The organism is Nitrospirota bacterium (assembly GCA_030645475.1).
Classification (GTDB): domain Bacteria; phylum Nitrospirota; class Nitrospiria; order Nitrospirales; family Nitrospiraceae; genus Palsa-1315.
In genome coordinates, this window is the sequence record JAUSMA010000069.1 from 370,695 (window position 1) to 393,457 (window position 22,763).

The 22,763-nt window shown below is 58.3% G+C and carries 19 protein-coding genes; 1 reads left to right on the plus strand and 18 read right to left on the minus strand.

The window, feature by feature from the left end; translation table 11 throughout:
• Positions 1-39: 39 nt before the first annotated feature.
• The 5 genes from uvrC to Q7U76_16865 form a co-directional block, all read right to left on the minus strand.
• Positions 40-1,857, minus strand: coding sequence for an excinuclease ABC subunit UvrC (gene uvrC, locus Q7U76_16845; protein MDO8358046.1), 1,818 nt, complete (start codon positions 1,855-1,857; stop codon positions 40-42).
• A gap of 130 nt (positions 1,858-1,987) precedes the next feature.
• Positions 1,988-2,857, minus strand: a complete 870-nt coding sequence (gene dapF / locus Q7U76_16850) for a diaminopimelate epimerase (protein MDO8358047.1) — start codon at positions 2,855-2,857, stop codon at positions 1,988-1,990.
• Between the two features lie 149 nt (positions 2,858-3,006).
• A complete protein-coding gene (locus Q7U76_16855; GenBank protein MDO8358048.1) occupies positions 3,007-3,405 on the minus strand; it encodes a VOC family protein in 399 nt (132 codons plus the stop codon).
• Between the two features lie 99 nt (positions 3,406-3,504).
• Complete coding sequence (locus Q7U76_16860; GenBank protein MDO8358049.1) at positions 3,505-3,972, minus strand: GNAT family N-acetyltransferase; 468 nt, start codon at positions 3,970-3,972, stop codon at positions 3,505-3,507.
• A 2-nt stretch (positions 3,973-3,974) separates the two neighbouring features.
• Positions 3,975-4,691, minus strand: a complete 717-nt coding sequence (locus Q7U76_16865; protein ID MDO8358050.1) for a polysaccharide deacetylase family protein — start codon at positions 4,689-4,691, stop codon at positions 3,975-3,977.
• Between the two features lie 201 nt (positions 4,692-4,892).
• On the opposite strand from Q7U76_16865, the gene Q7U76_16870 reads away from it, so the two are divergent.
• Complete coding sequence (locus tag Q7U76_16870; GenBank protein ID MDO8358051.1) at positions 4,893-6,044, plus strand: site-2 protease family protein; 1,152 nt, start codon at positions 4,893-4,895, stop codon at positions 6,042-6,044.
• Positions 6,045-6,097: 53 nt separating this feature from the next.
• On the opposite strand, the gene Q7U76_16875 is transcribed toward Q7U76_16870, so the two are convergent.
• The 13 genes from Q7U76_16875 to nuoD all read right to left on the minus strand — a co-directional run bounded on the left by Q7U76_16875 (position 6,098) and on the right by nuoD (position 22,726).
• Entirely contained in the window at positions 6,098-7,456 is a 1,359-nt protein-coding gene (locus Q7U76_16875; protein ID MDO8358052.1) for a hypothetical protein, read from the minus strand.
• Between the two features lie 149 nt (positions 7,457-7,605).
• Positions 7,606-8,496, minus strand: a complete 891-nt coding sequence (locus Q7U76_16880) for a YihY/virulence factor BrkB family protein (protein ID MDO8358053.1) — start codon at positions 8,494-8,496, stop codon at positions 7,606-7,608.
• An 84-nt stretch (positions 8,497-8,580) separates the two neighbouring features.
• The gene (locus Q7U76_16885) at positions 8,581-10,065 is read right to left on the minus strand and encodes an NADH-quinone oxidoreductase subunit N (GenBank protein MDO8358054.1); all 1,485 of its coding nucleotides are present in this window, start codon (positions 10,063-10,065) and stop codon (positions 8,581-8,583) included.
• Entirely contained in the window at positions 10,062-11,624 is a 1,563-nt protein-coding gene (locus Q7U76_16890) for an NADH-quinone oxidoreductase subunit M (protein MDO8358055.1), read from the minus strand. The genes Q7U76_16885 and Q7U76_16890 overlap by 4 nt, the downstream gene beginning before the upstream one ends.
• A gap of 6 nt (positions 11,625-11,630) precedes the next feature.
• Positions 11,631-13,529 (minus strand): NADH-quinone oxidoreductase subunit L, encoded by a 1,899-nt coding sequence (gene nuoL, locus Q7U76_16895; protein MDO8358056.1) that lies wholly within the window; start codon positions 13,527-13,529, stop codon positions 11,631-11,633.
• A gap of 154 nt (positions 13,530-13,683) precedes the next feature.
• Positions 13,684-13,989 (minus strand): NADH-quinone oxidoreductase subunit NuoK, encoded by a 306-nt coding sequence (nuoK, locus tag Q7U76_16900; GenBank protein MDO8358057.1) that lies wholly within the window; start codon positions 13,987-13,989, stop codon positions 13,684-13,686.
• Entirely contained in the window at positions 13,986-14,504 is a 519-nt protein-coding gene (locus Q7U76_16905) for an NADH-quinone oxidoreductase subunit J (GenBank protein MDO8358058.1), read from the minus strand. The genes nuoK and Q7U76_16905 overlap by 4 nt, the downstream gene beginning before the upstream one ends.
• A gap of 16 nt (positions 14,505-14,520) precedes the next feature.
• Positions 14,521-15,060, minus strand: a complete 540-nt coding sequence (gene nuoI / locus Q7U76_16910; GenBank protein ID MDO8358059.1) for an NADH-quinone oxidoreductase subunit NuoI — start codon at positions 15,058-15,060, stop codon at positions 14,521-14,523.
• A gap of 71 nt (positions 15,061-15,131) precedes the next feature.
• On the minus strand, positions 15,132-16,223 hold the full coding sequence (gene nuoH, locus Q7U76_16915) for an NADH-quinone oxidoreductase subunit NuoH (GenBank protein MDO8358060.1): 1,092 nt from the start codon (positions 16,221-16,223) through the stop codon (positions 15,132-15,134).
• A 49-nt stretch (positions 16,224-16,272) separates the two neighbouring features.
• Complete coding sequence (gene nuoG, locus Q7U76_16920) at positions 16,273-18,939, minus strand: NADH-quinone oxidoreductase subunit NuoG (protein MDO8358061.1); 2,667 nt, start codon at positions 18,937-18,939, stop codon at positions 16,273-16,275.
• A 2-nt stretch (positions 18,940-18,941) separates the two neighbouring features.
• Positions 18,942-20,249, minus strand: coding sequence for an NADH-quinone oxidoreductase subunit NuoF (nuoF, locus tag Q7U76_16925; GenBank protein ID MDO8358062.1), 1,308 nt, complete (start codon positions 20,247-20,249; stop codon positions 18,942-18,944).
• Positions 20,250-20,317: 68 nt separating this feature from the next.
• Positions 20,318-20,854, minus strand: coding sequence for an NAD(P)H-dependent oxidoreductase subunit E (locus Q7U76_16930; protein ID MDO8358063.1), 537 nt, complete (start codon positions 20,852-20,854; stop codon positions 20,318-20,320).
• Positions 20,855-20,974: 120 nt separating this feature from the next.
• Positions 20,975-22,726 (minus strand): NADH dehydrogenase (quinone) subunit D, encoded by a 1,752-nt coding sequence (gene nuoD, locus Q7U76_16935; protein ID MDO8358064.1) that lies wholly within the window; start codon positions 22,724-22,726, stop codon positions 20,975-20,977.
• Positions 22,727-22,763 lie beyond the last annotated feature (37 nt).

The following is a 22,763-nucleotide window of genomic DNA, read 5'->3' on the forward strand; positions in this document are numbered from 1 at the left end:
GGCGTGGAGGAAATGATTTCTGGCTCTGTCATTCATTGGTTATGAGGTGGGGTTCGCGAGGGATTTTCGCATGGCGGCGACGGTCTTGGCATCCAGGCCGGCCGACGTTAGTTCATCATCTGTGGCGGCCGCGATATTGGCCAGGCTGCCATATTGCTTGAGCAGGCGGGTTCTGGTGACCTCGCCGATGCCGCGTACGCGATCGAGTGGAGAAGCCAGCATGGACTTGCCACGCAGTTTGCGATGGAAGGTGATCGCAAACCGATGAGCCTCGTCGCGAATACGTTGGACGAGATGGGTGGCCGGAGAGTTCGCGCGCAGGAGAATGGGGTTTTTCCGGCCAGGCAGGAAAATCCGCTCCTCTTTTTCGCCGCGTGCTTTGGCCAATCCCATAATGGCCAGGTCCTGATGTCCGACCTGTTTGAGTCCTTCCATGGCCGCGGCGAGCTGGCCGAGCCCTCCGTCGATGAGGATGAGATCCGGGCGCGCGAGATGCTCGCTGTCTCCGTAGCGGCGTGTGACGACTTCCTGCATGCTGGCGAAGTCATTCGCGCCGGTGACGGTTTGGATGGTGAATCGCCGATAATCCGTTTTCTTCATCTGGCCATCTTCCCACACGACCATGGATGCGACAGATTGCTGGCCCATCGTATTCGAAATGTCGAATCCCTCGATACGCCGGGGCACGATGTCCAATCGTATCAGCCGCTTGAGTTCTTCGACAGCCTGCCGTCCGACTTCTTCGTCTCGCAGGTGGTTGGCGGCGGCGGCGGCGGCATTTTCCTCTGCCAGGAGGAGCAATTGGTGTTTCACGCCGCGCTCCGGCGCGACGACACGGACGGCGTTTCCACGTTTGCCTGAAAGCCATTCCTCGATCACCATGACGTCGTCGAGTTCGGTGGGAATGAGCAGCTCTTTGGGCGGTTGGCCATCTTTGTTGTAGAACTGCTCAATGGCCGATCGAACGAGTTCTTCGTCTAAGGCGTCGGCTGAATGGGGCCAAAAGAAATCTTTACGTCCGATGAGGAGGCCTCCGCGCACGAAGAGAATCTGGAGGTCGACCGCCGTGCCTTGCCGCGCCAGGCCGATCACGTCCTGGTCGGTTGTCGTCGTTTGGGTGATACGTTGCTTCTCCAGCGTGCGTTCGATGTTGAAAAGCCGGTCGCGCAGGCGCGCCGCCTCTTCGAATTCCTCCCGCTCCGCCGCCGACTCCATCTGGGCCCGCAAGTCGTCCAGCAACTCATGGTCGCGTCCTTCGAGGAACTGGCGGACCTGGGCGACGATGTGATGGTAGTCCTCTTTCGATTGATTGCCGGTGCAGGGGGCCATACAGCGTTTGATTTCGAATTCGATGCAGGCCCGTTCCGCCTTGCCGTTGATGTCGATCGTGCAGGTGGCTAGGGGGAAGGCCTTCTTGATGACTTTCAAGGTTTCCCGCAGAGCGCCTGCGGGTGTATAGGGGCCATAATAGAGCGCTCCGTCTTTGTGCACGCGGCGCACGATGGAGAGGCGCGGGAAGTCCTCTTTAATTGGCAGACGGAGGTAGGGGTATTGTTTGTCGTCCCGTAAGACCACGTTGAATCGTGGCCGATGCTGCTTGATCAGATTGCTTTCCAGAATCAGTGCTTCGAGCTCTGAACGGGTGACAATCGTTTCGAGGTCTGCGATGTGGCCGACCAGGACGGCGTTTTTCGGGGAATGTTCGGTCCCTTTCTGAAAGTAGGACCGTACGCGGTTGGAGAGGACTGACGCCTTCCCGATATAGAGCAGTTCGCCCTGTGCGTCCCTGAATAGATAGACCCCTGGCTGATCTGGGAGGTGGTCGAGCTTGGATTGAAGTTCTGGAGAAGAGGCCATCAGCTGTCAGCCATCAGTGGTCAACAAAAATAGAATGCCTTCAGGCAACATTCTACGGTCCGAGACCATCTGGGGCAACTTGTCCGATGGATGAAGGATGAAAGCTGATCGCTGACGGCTGATGGCTCACTCAGCGCAGCCCCCGCACGAACGACGAACTGAGGCTTCCCCGCGCGACCTCTGCGACCGGACCCTTCATGGTGAGACTGAAGTCCGAGGCAACCTCGATATTGAGCTGGCCCCCAGGCATCTTCACCGTGACGGGGCTCTTCACCAACCCGAGTCGGACCGCCGCACTTGCCGCGGCGCAGGAGGAGGACCCGGAGGCCTGGGTTTCACCGGCCCCCCGTTCCCAGATAAGGATGAAGAGTTCTTTCGGGCCGGTTGGCACGGCCAGTTGTACGTTCGTACGCTTGGGGAACAGGGGATGATTCTCCAGCGCCGGCCCTAGCGTCACAAGATCCTCTCGCGACCAGGACTGTCCGGCTGGTTTGAAGACGACACAGTGGGGATTTCCCACACTCACGCCGGTGAAGATGAGCGACTGGCCTGCGGCCTCGATGGGCTGTTCGATTAGTTCGCCGACGGTGAGGGTGCAGGGGAGTGCCGCCGGCTGAAACGTGGCCTGGCCCATTTCAACGGTCACGGCGCTGGCGTCCCCATGCCGGTCGACATGCAGATCGATTGTTACGAGCCCGCCCTTGGTCTCAACGGTGAAGTGGGTCTTTTTCGTCTTGCCGGTGGCATGAAGATAGCGGGCGAAGATTCTCAGGCCGTTGCCGGACTTTTCCGCTTCACTGCCATCTGGATTGTAGATGCGCAGGCCGAAGTCCGATTTTTTTGACGGCACCAGCGCAAGAATTCCATCGCTGCCCAGCCCCCAATTGCGATCGCAGATGGCTTTGATCCTCGATGGGCTGAGCGAGAACGAGAGCTCTTTGGGATCCATCACCACATAGTCATTACCGAGTCCATGTCCGCGAAAGAAACCGTTCTTCATGCTCTGGCTCCTTTGAAGGGAAATCGGCAACCGTCATTCGTCAAACGGGAGTGAAGGTACTTGGGAGAGTAGGCTGTCGTCAACAGGGAGAGCGCACTTCCGGCTGTTTCCCCACGTATGACGAATGACGATTGACGGGTGCTTGGGGCTCAAACGATCGTTACGCCGGGAGGCCGTTCGATGAGTTCGATCTCATAGCCGTCTGGGGCATCGATGAAGATGAAGCGGCTGCCCGACGATGTCTGGGTAGGGCCGTCCGTGATCGTGATGCCGCTTGCGGTGAGGGACGCGATGGTGTCGTCCATGTTCTCGACTTGAAAGGCCAGATGGACCAGGTCTTCCTGGACTTTCACCGGCCCGCTGGGTGGAAAACTCGTCAGCTCAATCAGCTCATCGCTGTTGGGAGCTTTCAGGAACGCGAGATGTGATCCGCGAGGCGAGGTCTTCCGTTCAATCAGGTCGAGGCCAAGCACGGTCGTATAGAACTGAATCGTCTGATCCAGATCGCTGACCCGCATGCGGGTGTGGAGGAGCTTCGTGACTTTCATATGAGGAGCTTATAGCAGATGGTCTATAGCTGATAGCAAGAGGGGCGAAGGGAAAAATAGCGTCTCCCTCTCATGCTATCGGCTAAATGCTATCAGCCATCAGCTCTTTCTCGCCGGGCCATTGGTCTTGCGGAGCAGGATCTCGGCGCTGCCGGGAATCAGAAAGTTCGGCATGGGGCCGATTTCCTGATAGCCGTTCTTCTGGTAGAAGGCACGAGCGGTCTCATTGAAATCGGAGACACAGGCAAAGAGGTTCTTCGTTCTGGTGAAGACGGAACGTTCCACCTGAGCCAGGAGGGCGGCACCGATGCCTATCTTTCTTGTTTCTGGGGCCACACCGAGCAGTTCCAGATAATCACCCAGTAAGAACTTCTCACGAATGAGCGCAACTCCGGCGATCTTCCCATCGACCAGCGCCACGAAGCTCTCACGCCTCTGTGGCAGCGGGCAGAAGATGCGATTCCAATCCGTACTGGTATAGCCCAACGTTTTCCAAGGCTCGGAATCCGCTAAGAGCTGCACGACGGCATCACGGTCCTCCGCCTGCATCGGTCTGATGTATGGCATGGTCATGGAGCGGCCTGGCCATTACAGATGAGGAGATCGCTCATGGTCATGGGGGTGAGGCGTCGCTCCGGTAGGAGATGTTCCTGGAGGTCTTGCACGACTTCGTGTGTATGTCTGCCCTTCCCGTTGGCATGCATCACGATCACGCTGCCCTTTCGGACTGTTCGCTTCAGCCGATCTTCGATCTGGATTGCCGTAATCGTCGGGTCTGGATCGCCGGACACCACATTCCAGAGAATGAACTGGAGGCCAAGGGATCGCACCATATTGACCGTGTCGTCGTTGAACTCCCCATAGGGAGGGCGAAATAGGGTCGCGTCATGATGGTATTTGGTTTTGAGAAGACGAACCGGGCCGAGGATTTCTTGTTTCTGTTCGTCCGCCGAATGGAGCGGCAGATGGGCATGAACTTCCCCATGGGTGCCGATTTCAAAGAAGGAGACTTGGAGGAGGGCTTGCACTTGCTGGTCGTGCTTCGCCATCCATTTTCCCGACATAAAGAAGGTGGCTGGGATCTTCTGCTCAACTAAATAATCGATTAAATTCTGATCGTAACCTGCCCCTTTCCGAACCGGGCAGAGGTCGAACGTCAGGGCCACTCCGGGACAGGAGGAGGGCCCCGATTTGATCACCTGGGCCTGCGCGAAGGGGGGCAGCGCCGGGGCAAGCAGCATTGCGAGGGGCAGGCACAGCATGGCGGGCAAGTAGCGCGGGTGCATGGAGGCAAGTATACCCGATCTTGCAGGTTGCTCAAAATGACCGTCCAGCGAGGCCGCAGCGAGTGAAGGGCCGAGGCGTACCCGCTGGGGTACGTTGAGGGTCTGAACGATGCGAGAACGACGCTGGTGGACGTTTTCAGCTGCCTGCGTGAGGGCGATGCCGAGTTGACGCTCTAAATCTCCCGCTGTTACGGTGGATGTATGACGTTACCCAATTGGAAAATCGGCCGTGCGCTCGGTATCCCGATTCATGTGCATGCCTCCTGGTTTGCCGTGTTCTTCTTTGTCACCTGGTCCTTAGCGACAGGCTATTTGCCTGAGATGCTGCCAGGCCTGTCGGCTCCACGCTATTGGGGGATGGGTGGCATTGCCGCCCTCTTGTTGTTTCTCTCCGTCCTGTTGCATGAACTGGGACATTCCTATGTGGCGCTGCGTTACCAGATCCCGATCAGGCAGATCACCCTGTTCATTTTCGGCGGGATGGCGCATATGGGGAAAGAGCCGCCTACTCCGCGGGCGGAATTTTTGATTGCGATGGCGGGACCGCTGGTGAGCTTGATTCTGGGGGCTGGCTGTCTCGGCGTAGCCATGGCGATGGATGCGTTGTTTGCAGGATCGGGGTTGCAAGGACTTGTCGCCCTAGGAGGATTGCTCGGCATGGTGAATGTGCAGCTTGGACTCTTCAACCTGATTCCGGGGTTCCCATTAGATGGCGGACGGGTCTTACGGGCCGGGCTCTGGGCTTGGAGCAAGGACTTTGATCGAGCGACCGGCCAGGCCGCGCTGACGGGAATCGGATTCGGTGTGGCGCTTGGGTTGACCGGCGCGGTCTTGATGGCGGGAGCCTGGTCCGGTGTCCTGGGACATTCCATCGCGACAGACGGGGGCTGGCTCATCTTCATCGGCGCCTTTCTTTTCTCGGCGGCTCTGGCCAGCAGAAGGCAAGCGACGATGCGGGCTTCGTTATCGTCGGTGACAGTGCGTCAGGTGATGGTCCACCCGGTTGTACTGGTGCCACCGGACATGACGGTGCAGGATGCGGTCGATCAGTACTTTGTCGCGCATGGGTTTAGTGGATTCCCCGTCTGTGAGGAGGGGCAGGTGCTCGGGGTGGTCACCGCGGGAGACGTGCAAGCTATTTCGACGGCATTGTGGCCATGGCGCCGCGTGCGCGACATCATGAGTCCCGTGTCGGAGGTGTTCTGTATCTCTCCGGACTGGTCTGTCATGCAGGCGATGGAGCGGATGGCTCAGGGCGGGTGGGATCGTCTTGTGGTGATGGAGAATGGAGTAATCGTGGGGCTCATCACCCGGTCGGCCATCGCACAGTTCCTGCAATTGCACAGGGCGTAAAACATGAAAAGTAAGACGTGAATGGTGAGCGCCAACAAGGGGTGAAGAGATGATCAGTCGTTTGCGCGGGCGATGGAAATGTTCTGCGCGATGGAAATACGTAGGAGGTGGACCACCAGCAGGAATCCATAGACGACGCAGAAGAACTTAAAGGTGGCGCGGTAAAAGTCTGTTAACAGGATGGGGAGGCAGAGTGCAAAGAGCAGGCTGGCGATGAGCGTCATAAAGGTTAGGCGCTTGCAGAACTCATGGGACGGTTCCCGTCCAATTGCTTTGAGGGCGCGGGCATAACGCTCGGCTCGTTGAAGCTTGGCGGCCTGCAGCGCCGCCTCCCCCACGCCCCAGTAGCGCAAACGGAAGTAGCCAGCCAGAATTAAGAGCCACGGTAATGCCCACAGAGGCCAGTAGGCTGTTCCCCCGTATGTTTCGCTGCTGATCAAGGTGGCGAAGGAGGGGGCATAGAGCAACCCCAGCACCAGCGGCAGGATGCGCTCATCGTTCGGACGTTCGCCATCCGGTCCCCCGTGAATCAGCTCCCGTTCAAAGAGCGGGTAGCCGTACTTCAGCACGACAAGGGCGATGGCCGCACTCATGGTCTTGTCCGGAACATATCGGATAAAGTTCTGGAACCAATTGACGATCCACCAACTCAGACTTTCACCCCAGGTAAATCCGAAGAAGGATTCGAGGTAGAGGTGTGCGGTCTGTTCCCATTGGAGCACACGCTGGCTCACGGACTCAGCGACCTCAGGGTTCAAGGCAAAGGTCGTTTGTTCATGTAACGCGGCTTGGACGAACGTTCCTGGCAGACTCATGACGATTGCGCCACCGACTCCAAAGATGTAGAGGAACCAGGCATGGGAGAGGGCGGAACTGCGTCCCGTGCGAAGATACTTTTGAAAGCCTACCTGCCTGGCCATCCAGCCCCAATAAAAAGCGCCGACGATGTTCACGAGCGACCAGGGGAAAATCACCACATCCGCTCCAGTTTCCGGGTAGAGCAGCCAATTCACGACAGAATTCGAGAGGAGCGCAGCGATGGCTCCCCACCAGGGACCTAAGAGGAACGCCACCAGCGCCGTTCCTGTCATGTCGAGAAAGAGAATACTCTCCAGATGACGGCTTAACGTAAGCCCGACATAATTGAGAAGCAGGCCGGCTGCGACGATGACGCCGGTTTCGTATAGGAGGAGATAGGAGGTTCCCCGAAAGGGTTTGGACGAAAAGAAATCGATCGGGGAAGGGGCGCTGGCGACGGGACGTTCTGTTGGTGACGGTGATTTCTGCTCTTTTTTCCCTGTGAACCGGCTGCTGATATCCAGTAGCTTCTCCATCACGGTCAACATGGCCGCGACAAAGCCCGCGATGGTGCCACCGAGCATGAGCATGTCTTTGCCGAAGTCTTCTGGCATGGAGCGACTCCCGTATTGTACCGGTAGTCATTCTAGCCACGAAGGGATACCTCTGCCAGCAAAAGTCCAGAAGCTGACAGTCTGATCTGGTCTATCTGGTTTGACCGAATAGACGAGACAGAGGAGCTGGACTCGACAGACCAGTCTTCTTAGACGGGGGGGCCATCCGGCAAGGCTTGCTCTGAGGGGGTTGCTTTGGTGGCTGTCGCGGATAGAGCCTGTACCTGTTGCTGGAGATGGTGGGCCACTTCTGCGCCGATCAATAAGAGTGCTGCAGAGTAATAGACCCAGAGGAGCAATAGAACGACTTCCAAGAGAGATCCATAGAGGTGCGCGTAGAGGGTGGCATAGGTGCTATAGGTCACGAACAACAGTTTGGCCGAGACCCAGAGCAGGCTAAACGTGAGCGCCCCGATCATGGCCTCCCGCCATTGTGGCCGTCGCCGCGGCACGAGTCGATAGAGGCCTGTGACGGTCAGGAAGGCCAGCCCGAAGGGAAGGGTGTAGGTGAGAAATAGATCGTGGGCTGCGAGGGCCAGAAGGTCCAGCCCCCAGAGTTTTGGCGCGTATCCCGTTAAGAAGTTGACGGTTTGAGTGGCGACATAGGAAAGAATCAGCACGAGCCCGGTCACACCGAGGGAAGCCACCGCGATGGCCGTCGAGATGAGGGGATGGCGGCGCCAGGCGCTTTCGAAGACGACGTTCAACGCATAGTCGAGTTCATAGAATACCAATGCGCCGAACCAGGCGACGGCCAGAAACACGGCCCATCGAACGGTTTCGAGCCCGCTCACCCGATGTAATTCATCTGCGACATGTTCGCCCAGTGAAGGGAGGAAGCCCTTGAGGAAACTGAGGAGCACCTGTTCTCCAATCATGTCCTGACTCACCACAAAACTCAGGGCGTAGAGCAAGAGAAAGACGAGGGGGAAGAGCGAGAGCAGGGAAAAAAAAGCGAGAGACGCAGCCAGACTGGCACAGCCATGGCGTTGAAACGATCGGAGTAGGTCTCGGAGAAAGCGGAAGAGCTGCATATGCATAGGACGTACTGCGTGATGGGCTTGTCGCAAGCGTAGCACGAGTGGCCTGATCCTGCACCTATTTGGAGCCCGCCGGCGAGCGACTTACTTGAGCGTCAGGACAGACTGCAGCGCAAAGCTGACGAGAGGGTTGGGGAAGAGGCCAAAGAGAATGACGCCGGCAACGGCGCAGGCTAACACGAAGGAGAGGGTCGGGGACGTCACGAGACGCGGCGCAACCGCAGCGGAATCAGGCTCGCGCATATACATCACCATCACGACCCGCATGTAGTAGTACGCCGATACGGCGGCAAAGAGCAGGGCGATGGCGGCGAGCCAGGCCAAGCCTGCGTCGACTGCCGCCATGAAGACATAGAACTTTCCGATGAAGCCGGCGGTCGGCGGAATGCCTGCGAGTGAGACCATGAAGACCAGCATGAGAAAGGCCGCGAGCGGTTGGCGTTTTGCGAGGCCCGTGAAATCCTCAATCTCTTCTCCCTCGCGCTCACCCTTCCGGAGCATGCCGATCACCGCGAAGGCTCCGAGCGTCATGAACGAATAGAGGGCGAGATAGATCATGACGCTGGCAAGGCCCGGCGTGGATCCCGACGGGCCGCCGGCGCGGCCTGCCGCCACAAAGCCGATCAAGGCGTAGCCGGCATGAGCGATGCTGGAATAGGCCAGCATCCGTTTGATGTTGGTCTGCACGATGGCCACGACATTCCCGAGCACCAGGGTGACAAGGGCGATGAGCAGGAACAGGAGCGACCAGTCGGCCTTGAGCCCGCCAAGCCCTTCTACGAAGACACGCATGAAGGCGGCAAAGCTGGCCGCTTTTGCCGCCACTGCCATAAAGGCCGTCACAGAGGTCGGCGCTCCTTGATAGACATCGGGCGTCCACATATGGAACGGCACGGCGGCGAGCTTAAAGCTGAAGCCCACGGCTACGAGAATCGTGGCGATCAGCACGAGGGGGTCGTTGGCCCCATGAGTGCCGATGGCGCTGGCGATCGATGCCAGCTTGGTGCTGCCGGCCATGCCGTAGAGCAACGAGATGCCGTACAAGAGAATCCCCGAGGAGAAGGCGCCGAGGACGAAGTATTTGGCGGCGGCCTCCAGCGAACGAGGTTTCGATCGATTGAGCCCGGTCATGACGTAGAGCGAGAGCGACATGAGTTCGGTGCCGAGATAAATCGTGAGCAAGTCGGCGCCGGAGACCATGACCATCATACCGGACAAGGCGAGGAGAATGAACCCGTAGTATTCGCCCAGATGGATGCGTTCGGCCTTCAGATACGGCAGCGACATCAAGATAGTCAGGCCAGTCACGCCATAGAGAAGGACTTTCCAGAATCTGGCATAGGCATCGATCACCACCAGGTCGCTAAAGGCAGAGACCCGGACGTTCAACGTGCTGATCTGTCCGCCGGTGAGCCCAAGGCAGAGGGCGAGGGCGCCTAGGCTCAGCCAGGCCAGGAGGTCTCGCCGCGAGGCCGGAGTGATGGGGTCCAACGCGATGACAAGACAGGCCGCCGCGACGACAATGAGCTCGGGAAGCAGGGCTAAGAGGTCGGTACCGTAGAGGCTCATCGCGAGATTCCTTCAGTCGTCAGCGGCTGTCCACCGTCTGCCAACAGCGGCGCGGCTTCTCCGGCAGAGAGTTGGGTCGTTGGTGCAACCTTCGCCCGGGACATGGAGGCGATCATGCTGTTCACACTCTGGTGCATCCGGCTCACGAGCGGATTCGGAAAGAGTCCGATCCAAAAGACCAACAGAGCCAGCGGTACCAGCGTGGCGAGCTCCCGTCTGTTGAGGTCCTTCAGCTTCGGGAGCTGGTGGGGGAGCGGGACGCCAAAGACCACTCGTTGAATCATCCAGAGGATATAGGCGGCGGCGAGGATGATGCCTAGCGACGCAAAGGCAGTGGCAACTTTGCTCCAGAGGAATGTGCCGACGAGCACGAGGAACTCTCCGACAAAACTATTGGTGCCGGGGAGGCCGAGTGACGATAAAGCAAAAATCACCAACAGGGTGGCATATTGCGGCATCGGTGACGCCAGGCCGACATTGTCGGCGATCAATCGGCTGTGGGTGCGCTCATAGATCATGCCGACGCAGAGGAACAAGGCGCCGGTCGTAATGCCATGGTTGACCATTTGCAGGACCGCCCCTTCGATGCCCTGTTGGTTTAAGACAAAGATCCCGAGGGTCACGAACCCCATGTGGCTCACACTCGAATAGGCGATCAGTTTCTTGAGATCCACCTGGGCCAGCGCCATATAGGCGCCATAGATGATCGCGACGATGGAGAGAGCGACCATTATGGGCGTGAAGGAACGGCTGGCGTCCGGCAGCATCGGCAAACTAAATCGCAGAAATCCATAGGTGCCCATTTTCAGCAGAATGCTGGCGAGGATGACGCTGCCGGCTGTCGGGGCTTCGACGTGGGCATCCGGGAGCCAGGTGTGAAATGGGAACATGGGGACTTTGACGGCGAAGGCGGCGAAGAAGGCCAGGAAGAGCCACATTTGCAGCGACGCCGGGTAGGTACCTTGGCTCAACGCGAGGATGTCGAACGTATGCCCTCCGTAAAAGTAGAGGGTAAAGATGGCGACCAATAACAGCACGCTCCCCGCGAGGGTATAGAGAAAGAACTTGATGGCCGCATAGAGCCGATTCGGTCCTCCCCAGACACCGATGAGGAGGTACATCGGAATCAACATGGCTTCCCAGAAGATATAGAACAAGACGAAGTCCAAGGCGACGAACACCCCGACCATGGCTGTCTCCATGATCAGTAGCATGGCCATGAAGCCCTGCACTCTTGTCGTGATCGCAGTCCAGGATGCCAGGACGCACAGGGGCATAATCGCAACGGTCATCAAGACCAGTGGGAGGCTGATTCCATCGAGGCCCAGGCTGTAGTAAATGGGGGGAGCGGTAATCCAGGCGATATGTTCGGTGAACTGCATCTGGCTCGCCTGGGGATCGAAGAGCCACCAGAGCGGGAGCGCGATACAGAGGTCTGCCAGGGTCGCGGCCAGCGCAATCCAGCGAGCGGCCGATTCCGTCACGACATACATCGCGGCGGCTCCCACAAGGGGGAGGACGAGGAGTAGTGAGAGCCAGGGAAATCCGCCGCTATGCATACAACCTCAGAACATCAAAAAGACGGTCAGGATCACCACGACCCCGAGCGCCATACCGAGCGCATAATGTTGCGTCTGTCCGCTTTGTGTGAGCCTCAAGATCCAGCCGCTCCAGGCGATCGCACGGGCCACACCATTCACGGCGCCATCGATCACGGCGACGTCGACATGCTTCCACAGTTCGGTGGCGGCGGAAAAGGTGGGGCGGACGATCGTCCGATCGTAGGCCTCATCGACATACCATTTGTTCAGCGATCCGCGATACAGCGATTGCCACCGTCTGGCGAATTGATCGGGGAACGCCGGGTTGAGGACGTAGACATAATAAGCGGCGGCGATCCCGAGCAAGCCCATACTCGTAGCCAGTACCATGATGGCGATGGCGGCTCCGCCTTCGTGTCCCGCGCCGCCAGTGCCGGTCTCAAACATCGGTCCAAGAAACTCCGGGATGCCGAGATACCCTGTGACGACGCTCAGTACGGCGAGGACGATGAGCGGCATGGTCATGGTTTGCGAGGGTTCATGGATATGGCCTGCGTGATGAGGGTCGACGTGCGAAGGGCCCCAAAATGTGACGAAGACCAGCCGGAAGCTGTAGAACGCCGTCATCAGGGCTGTTATGAGGCCGAGCACGGTCAGAAATTGACCGAGCGAGCCGCTTGACCAGGCTGAGACGAGCAGGGCGTCTTTGCTAAAGAAGCCCGATGTCAGGGGGAATCCAGCCAGTGCGAGTGAACCCACCACAAAGGTCCAATAGGTGATCGGCAGCTTGTCTTTCAGCCCGCCCATGCGCCGCATGTCCTGCTCGTGATGCAGCGCGATAATGACCGACCCACACCCGAGAAAGAGGAGGGCTTTGAAGGCCCCGTGGGTCAGGAGATGGTACATGCCGGAGGCATAGGCGCCGAGACCGCAGGCCATGATCATGTAGCCGAGTTGACTGACCGTCGAATAGGCCACGACACGTTTGATGTCGGTCTGGGTCAAGGCGATCGTGGCACCGACCACCATGGTCAACCCGCCGGTGAGCGCCACGACAATCATGGCGGTGGGAGACAAGTTATAGAGTGGGGCCAAGCGCGCCACCATGAAGACGCCGGCCGTGACCATCGTCGCGGCATGAATGAGGGCCGAGATGGGGGTGGGGCCTTCCATCGCATCCGGCAGCCAGACGTGGAGCGGCACTTGGGCGGATTTGCCGATTGCGCCGGTGAAGAGGAGGAGACAGATGAGCGTCAATACGGAGATGTCCCAGGTTCCGCCAAACGGCCCGAAGACATTCATGACGTCGCCTGCAGACTCGTGGGCGCGGGCAAATATTTCCGAATAGTCGAGCGATCCGAAGCTATACCAGACCAACAGCAGGCCGAGCATGAAGCCGAAATCGCCGACGCGGTTGACGATGAACGCTTTGGTCGCGGCGGCGCAGGCAGCCGGACGATCGTACCAATGGCCGATGAGCAGATAGGAGCAGAGCCCGACCGCTTCCCAGAAGATGAAGAGTTGCAGCAGGTTGTCTGCCATGACCAACATCAACATCGAGAAGGTAAAGAGGGCAATATAGCTGAAGAAGCGGGCATAGCCGGGATCTCGATCCATGTACCCGATGGTATAGATGTGGACGAGTGAGCTCACGGTGGTGACGAGGAGCAACATGACGGCGGTCAGCCGGTCGATGGAGAAGCCGATGTGAATGTCGAGCGCGCCAGAGGTCAGCCAGGTATAGAGGGGAAAGCTCGTCTGATGTCCGCCTGCCACATCGAAGAAGACCAGGAGGGAGAGGAGCCATGACACGACCACCGCCGGGACGGCGACGAGATGGGCCTGGTCCTTGATCCAAGGTCCGAAGAGCCCGAGGATCAGGAACGACGCCAATGGGAGGAGCGGAATAAGTTCGTACGTCATAAAGAGCTAATAGCCGATAGCTGATGGCTGATAGTAAACAGCTGCTGACGGAGGGGAAGGGAGCTATCGCGTGGCGTCAACCCGCTCCGAAGCGTTCGAACTCGTTCTCCTGCTATTCGCCATACGCGATATGCCATCAGCTCTGTGATCCGCTTTACCATTTCAGTAACTGAAATTCGTCGATGTTGATCGTGGATTTGGCTCGATATAAGGCGATGATAATCGCCAACCCGACTGCCACTTCTGCCGCCGCGACGGTCAGGGCGAAGAAAACGAAGACCTGCCCTCCCACATCGTGGAAGTACTGCGAAAAGGCGACGAAGTTGATATTCGTCGCATTTAACATCAATTCGACCGACAGCAAGATAATGATGATGTTCCGACGAAGGAGCACGCCGATGACTCCGGTCAGAAATACGATACCGCTCAGCACGAGATAGTAGGACAACGGGATCGTCATGATGCCGCAGGCTCCTCCGGGTCTTTTTTGGCCAGGATGATGGCGCCGATCATCGCGACGAGCAAAATTAAGGACGCCACCTCGAAGGGGAAGAGATAGGTGGAGTAGAGCACGTCGCCAATCGCTTCGGTGTTACCGGCTTCCCCGACTGTCGTTTCCGTGCCGGTTGCCACGGGCGGGGCCGTCCAGCCTTTCATCGCCGTGAGGATGACGGCTTCGATGAAGAGCGTCAGTCCTACTGCTGCGGCCATGGGCCATTGCCGATGGTAGCGGTCATCCTGTCGCATGTTCAGCAGCATGACGACAAAGAGATAGAGGACCAATATCGCGCCGGCGTAGACGATAATTTGTACGGCGGCCAGGAATTCCGCGTGCAATGTGACATAGAGTCCCGCCACGTGAAAAAACATGACGAGCAGCGCCATCGCACTGTAGATCGGGTTGCGGACCGCGATCACGAGCACCGACGCGGCGGCGATCACGAACGCAAAATAGAAAAAGAATGCCTGTTCCATCTATCTCTAGAGCCCCTTAGGACGGCTTTTGCGGCAGGTGTTTGAACGCCACGTTGAAGAACGCCACATTCGGATGTTGGAGTTCCAGCTGTTTCTCGCGAACGGGAAACGACCGGTCGCCGATGGCGAGCAATTGCTGCTTATTCAGGTGCAGCTGCCGCTTGTCGTACACTGCCCATTCATATTCGCGTGTCATGCCGAGGGCATCTACCGGACAGGCATCGACGCACAGCCCGCAAAACAGGCAGCGGGTCATGTCCATGTAATATTCTTTCGAGTAACGTTTCGTCGGCTCACCCGGCACTTCGGCGCTGACCACGCGAATGACCCGCGACGGGCAGGCCGCTTCACAGAGATCGCACCCGACGCATTTTTCCGTTCCGTCGTCGTACCGTAACAAGGCCAGCATGCCGCGGTAGTTGTCCGGCAACGTTCGTTTTTCATGCGGGTACTGCAAGGTGATCGGTCGATAATGGATCAAATGCGACATCGTCGCTTTCATGCCTACGAGGAGGTCGTAGAAGGTGATGGTTTTGATCCAGGTCTTGAACGTCATTCTTGCAAACTCTCAACGATCAGCAGTCAGGGCTATCGAGATTCAAATCCAGCGCTGACAGCGCGGTTGCGTCACCGCGGAAAGAAATAGGCGGTGATGGCCGTGACGACGATATTGGCCAGCGCGATCGGTAACATGACCTTCCAGCCGAACCGCATCAATTGATCGTAGCGCAGCCGGGGCAATGTGGCGCGCAACCAGAAAAAGAGGAAGAGGAACAGGTAGACCTTGAACGTGAACCAGGCGACGTTTTCCACCCAAGCCAGCTGTTCGAGGCCGATATAGCCCAGAATTGTGCCGGGATAGGGGGCGTTCCAGCCGCCCAAGAATAACGAGGCGGCGACGCAAGACACGAGGACCATGTTGGCATATTCGGCGATGAAGAAGAACGCGAAGCGCATGCCGCTATATTCCGTAAAAAATCCGGCCACGAGTTCGCTTTCCGCTTCCGGCAGGTCGAAGGGAACACGATTGGTCTCGGCCACGGCAGAGATGACGAAGACGACGAAGGCGAAGATCTGGGTATGGATCGGAAAAAACCCGTCCGGGCGCGCGCCCCAGATGAACCAATGCCAGAAGCCGCCGGCTTGGGCTTCCGTGATCGTGACGAGGCTCAACGACCCTGCCAACAGCAGCACCCCGATGATCGCGAGTCCGACGTTCAACTCGTAGCTGATGACCTGGGCCGCGGAGCGCAAGCCTCCCAGGAGTGAATACTTGCTGTTGGAAGACCAGCCGCCCAGGATAATGCCGTAGGCGCCGATCGAGGTAAAGGCCAGGATGTACAAGATGCCGATGTTGATGTCGCTAATCACGAAGGGTTTGATCGTGAGGCCAAAGACATCGACGGTCATGGCCGGGCCGAAGGGAATGACCGCGAATCCGATCATGGCGGGGACCATAGCCAGGATCGGCGCCAGAGTGAACATCGCCTTGTTGGCGCCGGCCGGCACGATGTCTTCTTTGAAGAACAACTTGAGGCCGTCTGCGATCGGTTGAAGGATGCCATAGGGGCCGACTTCCATCGGGCCCATGCGATCCTGCATCCAGCCGAGCACCTTTCGCTCGGCCAGGGTCAGGATCATGACCGTCAACATCACGATGCCCATCACCGCCGCTATCTGGGCAAGCGAAACCGCAAGGCGCAGGCTTAGTTCAGTCACGACAGCACTCCCGGATGACAAGTGAAAATAACCATGGGTTCTCGTCTGCTCACGTTGTTTTCATGACCGACACGGAGACCGTCCGATAGGATGGGACCTTCGTCTCCAGATCGATGACACAGTCGAAGAGTCGCAAAGCGTCCTGGGTAAAGTGATCGGGAAGCCAGGCCAATCCCTCTGGCACGCGATCGAATACTTTTACCGTGGTGGTGAATTCACCCCGGCTGTTCGAGAGGCGAACGCGATTCCCTGTATCGAGGGAGCATCGGGCCGCATCCACGGGATTCATCTGCAAGAACCCGCTCGGTTCGATCTGTAGCAGCCCCTTCGAACGGGTCGACAGCTTCCCTGAATGGAACAGGCTCTGGACCAGCCCAAGCTGGACCGTTCCCTCCGGACGCATGGTTCGCGCGGGCAGAGTATACCGAGACACAAGGTCCTGGCGATATCCCCCGCCGACATATCGGTCGACAGCGGCAGCATCCACCTTGGGAGAGATCGGCGTTGGGCTGAGCGATCCATATCCGGGAATGACGGTCCGGATCTCTTTGAGGATTTCCTTCGCATCGCCGTATTCCAATGGCACGCCGAGGAAGACGGAGATGGCCGACAGGATTTCCCAGTCGGGGCGGCTGTCCCCCACCGGATCGATCGCAGGCCGAACGGTCTGAATGTGTCCCTCGGTATTCGTGAAGGTCCCGGCTTTCTCCATGGCGGAAGCGGCCGGCAGCACCACATGGGCGAGCGCAGCCGTTTCTGTGAGGAACAGTTCCTGGCAGACGAGGAGATCGAGTTTGCCCAAGGCCTCTTTGACTCTGGTCTGGGGTGGCAGGCTCCCGACGGGATTTTCTCCGATGACGAAGAGGCTCTTGATGATTCCGGCTTGTGCCCGGTCGATCATCTCGATGAGGGTGGCCCCTGCAGCCAGAGGGAGCTCCTCTTTCCAGGCACGAACCATCTGTGCGCGCGCGTCCTGAGCGGTGAGGTCGAGTGCGCCGGGCAGCAGTTCCGCAACCGCTCCCATTTCAACCGCTCCTTGATCGTTATTCTCTTCTGCCAGGGGCGCAAATCCGCAACCCGGTTCGGATAATTTTCCGGTCACGAGCAGGAGATCGAGAAGATTGAGGCAGATACCATACGCACCCTGGCTGCGCAGCAGAGTTTGGCCGGCCAGCGCGACGACACGCCGTCCCTTGGCGAGTGACGAGGCCATGCTCGCGAAGGATTCGCGTGACATCCCTGTGTGCAGGGCCAGGTCGTCCCAGGATAGTTGTTGGACCGCGTGAGAGACAGACGAGACATAGTCCGATGCCCGTTGACGGAGCGCACCGTCGATATGGTCGCCCTCGACCACCGCTTTCAAGAGGCCTAAGACGGCTGTGCCGAACTGGGATGGAGCCACACAGAGATGATGCTGCGACAGGTTGGTAATGTTGCTGATCGTGCCTATCGCCGGCTGGAGCGCCTCGATCGTCAACAGGGTCGCGTCATGTTTCTTGACGGCTTCTTTGACTTGAAGGCCGGTGATCGGGTTGGCTTCCGTGATATTGGTGCCGACCAACAGAAGTACGTCTGCTTGCACGATGTCTTCGAAGGTGACGGTCCAGCGATGTGTGCCTTGCACACGCCGGAGGGCCTGGGTTCCATTGATATGGCCGTACCGGGCGCTGCTGTCGAGATTGTTCGTCCCAATCGTCACGCGCATGAACTTTTGGAACAGATAGAGCTCTTCGTTGGTGCAGCGGCCGGAAATCAGGCCGCCGAAGGCTTGGGCGCCATGCGCCAGCTTGATCCGCTTGGTCTGTTCGGCCACATATTCCAAGGCCTCTTCCCAGGTGGCTTCGACCAGCGAGCCGTTCCGTCTGATCAAGGGTTGGGTGATCCGGCTGGGATGGCTCGTGGCGTGGAATCCAAAAAACCCGCGGGCGCAGAGGTCGCCGTTATTCCGGCCGGCACCCTGGGCGCTGTTCACTTCGATCAGTTCCTGGCCCTTGGTTTGGACCGTGATCTGGCAGCCGTCTCCACAAAATGAACAGACCGTATCGGCGCGTTTCAGCATCCAGGGACGGTATTCGTACATCGAGAGCCGGCTGGTGATGGCACCGACCGGGCAAATCTGCACGCAGCCGCCGCAGAACTCGCAGTCTAACGGGTGGGCGCCAAACGATTTGATCTCGGTCATCGTGCCTCGTCCGACCGGAGCGAGGGCTTTGACGTCCATGACCTCGTCGCAGTAGCGGACGCACCGTAAACATTGCACGCAACGGTTCATCTGCGTTTCGATGAGGGGGCTGAAGTATTCCTTTTGGAAGATGCGCTTGGTTTCCGCAAACCGGCTGGTGGTCGCGGTGTATTCATGAGAAAAATCTTGCAGGTCGCACTTGCCGCCCTGGTCGCAGACCGGGCAATCCAGCGGGTGATTGGCCAGGATGAATTCGAGCACCGACTTGTGGGCATCCTGGACGACCGTCGTTGCGGTTCGAACGGACATGCCCTCGGTGGCAACCGTACTGCAGGAGGTCTGGAGCTTCGGCATCTTTTCGATTTCAACCAGGCACATGCGACAGTTGGCATCGGGCTTGAGCTTCGGGTGGTAACAGAAGTGTGGAACCATGACCCCAACACGCCGAGCGGCTTCGATCACCAGGGTGCCCTTTGGCACCGAGATGGGAATGCCATCGATCGTTAAGCGAACGGTGTCGGTCGTGGTAGCCATCGTTAGGGTTGAGCCATGATCCGCTTCGGGTGAATCAGATTGGCTGCCTCCGCTTCGTGAATCATTTTGACGTATTCAGGCCGCCAATGTTTCAGCGTGCTCATAATCGGCGATATTTCCGCATCGCCGAACGCGCAGACCGTCCGGCCCGCGATGTTCTTGCATAGATCGACCAAGGTTTCAAGGTCTTCCATCCGCCCTCGTTTCGCGACGATCCGTCGCATGGTTTGGACCAGCCAGGAGCTACCCTCGCGGCAGGGACTGCACTTGCCGCAGGACTCATGATAGAAAAATTCCATGAGGCGGAGCGCGGCCCAGACCATGTCCGTGCCTTCTTCCATCACGGTGACTCCGCCGGAGCCGAGCATCGAGCCGGCGGCGGCGACGGACTCGAAGTCGAGTTTGACGTCGAGGCTGTCCGGCGTCAGGAACGGCGCAGAGGCTCCACCCGGGATGAAGGCCTTGAGGGGCTTGTCTGAGCGCATGCCTCCGGCTTCTTCGTAGATCAACTCTCGGAAGGTAACCCCCATAGGCACTTCGTAGTTGCCCGGCCGTTTGACATGGCCGCTGACGCAGAAGATTCTGGTGCCGGTGCTCTTTGGCGGGGAGCCGATCGACGCGAACCATTCGGGTCCACGGCTGATGATGTGAGGAAGGTTCGCGAGGGTTTCGACGTTGTTCACCACGGTCGGCTTGTTATAGAGACCATGGGTTGCCGGGAATGGCGGTTTGACGCGCGGGAGCCCGCGCTTGCCCTCAAGCGATTCCAGCAATGCCGTCTCTTCACCGCAGATATAGGCGCCGGCGCCCCGGTGCACCCAGACATTGGCGGTGATCCCTGTGCCGAGGATGTTTGTGCCGATATAGCCGGCGGTGCGCGCTTCGACAATCGCTGCTTCCAAGATTTTGGCCCCGAGGACGAATTCGCCGCGGATATAAATGTAGGCGGATTCTGCTCCGATGGCGTAACACGCGAGCAGGATGCCTTCCAGAATCTGATGGGGGTCTCGTTCAATGAGCTGGCGGTCCTTGAACGTGCCTGGCTCGCTCTCGTCCGCATTGCAACAGAGATAACGCGGGCCCTGGTAATCTTTGGGCAGGAATCCCCATTTGACGCCGGTCGGAAAGCCTGCGCCGCCTCGTCCCCGAAGCCCCGATTTCATCACGGTGCCGGTCACGTCGGTTGGTGACACTTTACCCACAACTTTGCGGAGCGCCTGGTAGCCGCCCGTTTTTTCATAGTCCGCCAGCGACCCGGTATAGCCGGGCTGCAGCATGTTCTTCAATAAGACTGGTTCGTGCTTAGGCATTCAAATTCTTTCGTCAACCGTCAATCGTAGAATCAGGGTAACTTACCGCCCGCCTTTCGATTGACGTCTTAGGCCCCGTGTTTTGCCGGGGCCGGTTCCGGCCACATAAATGGGCCGGTCTTGAGGGAACAGGTTCCATCTTTCTTGAGATCGGCCAGGATGCGGTCGAACTTCTCTTCCGTCAGTCGTTCGTAATAGTCCTCGTTGACCTGCATCATCGGCGCGGTGCCACAGGCGGCAAGGCATTCGACCGTGCTGAGAGTAAAGAGTCCGTCGGCCGTCGTTTCGCCCGGTCCGATTTCGAGTTTCGTCTTCACCCATCCAATGACCGTATCCGACCCGACCAGCGCACACATCAGGGACTTGCAGATTTGGAGATGAAATTTTCCCACAGGCTTGAGATTGAGCATCGTGTAAAACGTGGCCGTCTCATAGACCTGGGGCGGAGTCAGGCGCAAGAGCCCCGCGATTTCCTTCATGGCAACCTCGGACACATAGCCTTCGTCCTGCTGCGCCAGGTACAGCAACGGAATCAATGCCGAGCGTTTCACCGGATACCGGCTTAGGATTTCGTCAATTTCTTTCTGATACTTATCTTTCAGCATCTGGTTTTCCTGTCCACCCACTCACGGTGAGGGAGCGGAGGGTGCCCTTTTACTGCGCGCGTCCAACGAGGGCCTTCCGAGGCCGCGCGTTGCGCGAGCACAAGGGCATCCTCCGTTCCCTCATCTATCGCATTCTCCCATCACGATGTCGTATGTCCCGAAGATCGTGATGATGTCTGAAATCAAATAGCCTCTTGCCATGTGGTCGAAGGCGCCCATGTGCACAAAGGATGGCGAGCGAATCTTCATCCGGTAGGGGCGTGGGCTGCCGTCGCTGACGATGAAAAATCCCAATTCGCCCTTCGGGGCTTCGGTTGCACAGTAGGTCTCGGCCTTCGGCGGCTTGATGCCCTGGGTGTAAATAATGAAATGATGGATCAAGCTTTCCATGTCCCGCATGACCAGTTCTTTAGGCGGCGGAATATATTGCGGTGCCTCGGCCATGATCGGTCCGGCCGGTAGTTGATCGAGACATTGGGCGATGATTCTGGCGCTTTGCCGCATTTCTTCCATGCGAATCCAGTATCGATCGTAGGTATCGCCGTGCTTGCCGACCGGCACGTCCCACTCGACTTTGTCATACACGCCGTAGGGCTCGACCTTGCGGACATCGTAGGCGACGCCGGACCCTCGCAAGACCGGTCCGGTGCAGCCGAAGTTGATTGCGTCCTCGGCCGAGAGGACGGCCACGTTCTTTGTGCGGCCTAGCCAGATGCGGTTCGACGCGATGAGCGAGTCGTATTCCTTGACCTTCTCGGGAAAGGTCTGGAGGAACGTCTTCATCCGTTGGACCAGTTCGGGCGTGAAGTCGCTGTCGACGCCACCGATGCGGTAGTAGTTCAATGTCAGTCGGGCGCCGCACAGCTTTTCGAACATGTCCAAGAGAATCTCGCGCTCCCGGAAGGTCCAGAAGAATACGGTCATGGCGCCGATATCGAGGGCCTGGGTACCGAGCCAGAAGAGATGCCCGATGATGCGTTGCATCTCGGCCACGATAGTCCTGATGTATTCGGCCCGAACCGGTACCGTAATCTCGAGCAGTTTCTCCACGGCCCGCACGTAGGCATAGTTGTTGGACATGGCACAGACATAGTCGAGCCGGTCCGTGTGCGGGATGATCTGCATGTAGGTCAATCCCTCTGACAATTTCTCGACGCCTCGATGCAGGTACCCGAGGTCCGGTGTGGCTTTCACAATCCGTTCGCCGTCCAATTCGAGGACCACACGCAAGACGCCGTGGGTGCTCGGATGTTGTGGCCCCATGTTCAGCAACAGTTCTTCTTTCCGTCGGGAACTGGGCAAGCCTGGTTCCGCGCGAAAGGCGTTCTTCTGTTCTTCGGGGATCTCAAACGCACTCATGTCGAGCGGAGAGTCGTCCATTTTTGGGATGAAATCGAACTCGCTACGCCAGCCACGGCCTTCGGTCGGGAAGTCTTTTCTCAGCGGGTATCCCTCGGCATAATCTTCCGGCATCAAGATGCGCCGGAGATCGGGATGGCCTGAAAAGCGAATGCCCATCATGTCGAACACTTCGCGTTCCAGGAATTCCGCACCCTTCCAGATGCCGGTGACCGACGCGATCGTCGGGTCGTCTTCCGTGAGGCGGACTTTGAGGCGAAGGCGTTGGCGAAGCGGGAGCGAATGCAAGTGGTAGACGACTTCGAACCGCAGCTGATCTTCGGGATAGTCGACCGAGCAGATATCCGTGAGTTGGTCGAAGGCGGCTGTCGGCGCATCGTACAAATAGCGCACAATGTCCAGCAGACGCGCGGCGGCCACGGAGACGGCAGTTTCAGCACGTGCCGCATCGACGTAGGTCGCGAGGATCGCGTCAGGGAATTTCGCTTTCAGGCTATCGAGTAGAGCTTGCATAATCCTAATTGCGAGAAGTGTGAGAGTTGGGAGAAAC

What these genes read in the sequence shown, in the direction of transcription:
- nuoG (MDO8358061.1), bottom strand. Translation starts at nt 18,939, where the DNA reads ATGGCTACCACGACCGACACCGTTCGCTTAACGATCGATGGCATTCCC.
- nuoI (MDO8358059.1), bottom strand. Translation starts at nt 15,060, where the DNA reads ATGACGTTCAAGACCTGGATCAAAACCATCACCTTCTACGACCTCCTC.
- Q7U76_16890 (MDO8358055.1), bottom strand. Translation starts at nt 11,624, where the DNA reads ATGCATAGCGGCGGATTTCCCTGGCTCTCACTACTCCTCGTCCTCCCC.
- Q7U76_16905 (MDO8358058.1), bottom strand. Translation starts at nt 14,504, where the DNA reads ATGGAACAGGCATTCTTTTTCTATTTTGCGTTCGTGATCGCCGCCGCG.
- Q7U76_16865 (MDO8358050.1), bottom strand. Translation starts at nt 4,691, where the DNA reads ATGCACCCGCGCTACTTGCCCGCCATGCTGTGCCTGCCCCTCGCAATG.
- Q7U76_16860 (MDO8358049.1), bottom strand. Translation starts at nt 3,972, where the DNA reads ATGCCATACATCAGACCGATGCAGGCGGAGGACCGTGATGCCGTCGTG.
- Q7U76_16870 (MDO8358051.1), top strand. Translation starts at nt 4,893, where the DNA reads ATGACGTTACCCAATTGGAAAATCGGCCGTGCGCTCGGTATCCCGATT.
- uvrC (MDO8358046.1), bottom strand. Translation starts at nt 1,857, where the DNA reads ATGGCCTCTTCTCCAGAACTTCAATCCAAGCTCGACCACCTCCCAGAT.
- Q7U76_16875 (MDO8358052.1), bottom strand. Translation starts at nt 7,456, where the DNA reads ATGCCAGAAGACTTCGGCAAAGACATGCTCATGCTCGGTGGCACCATC.
- nuoF (MDO8358062.1), bottom strand. Translation starts at nt 20,249, where the DNA reads ATGCCTAAGCACGAACCAGTCTTATTGAAGAACATGCTGCAGCCCGGC.
- nuoK (MDO8358057.1), bottom strand. Translation starts at nt 13,989, where the DNA reads ATGACGATCCCGTTGTCCTACTATCTCGTGCTGAGCGGTATCGTATTT.
- Q7U76_16855 (MDO8358048.1), bottom strand. Translation starts at nt 3,405, where the DNA reads ATGAAAGTCACGAAGCTCCTCCACACCCGCATGCGGGTCAGCGATCTG.
- dapF (MDO8358047.1), bottom strand. Translation starts at nt 2,857, where the DNA reads ATGAAGAACGGTTTCTTTCGCGGACATGGACTCGGTAATGACTATGTG.
- Q7U76_16930 (MDO8358063.1), bottom strand. Translation starts at nt 20,854, where the DNA reads ATGCTGAAAGATAAGTATCAGAAAGAAATTGACGAAATCCTAAGCCGG.
- Q7U76_16880 (MDO8358053.1), bottom strand. Translation starts at nt 8,496, where the DNA reads ATGCATATGCAGCTCTTCCGCTTTCTCCGAGACCTACTCCGATCGTTT.
- Q7U76_16885 (MDO8358054.1), bottom strand. Translation starts at nt 10,065, where the DNA reads ATGAGCCTCTACGGTACCGACCTCTTAGCCCTGCTTCCCGAGCTCATT.
- nuoL (MDO8358056.1), bottom strand. Translation starts at nt 13,529, where the DNA reads ATGACGTACGAACTTATTCCGCTCCTCCCATTGGCGTCGTTCCTGATC.
- nuoD (MDO8358064.1), bottom strand. Translation starts at nt 22,726, where the DNA reads ATGCAAGCTCTACTCGATAGCCTGAAAGCGAAATTCCCTGACGCGATC.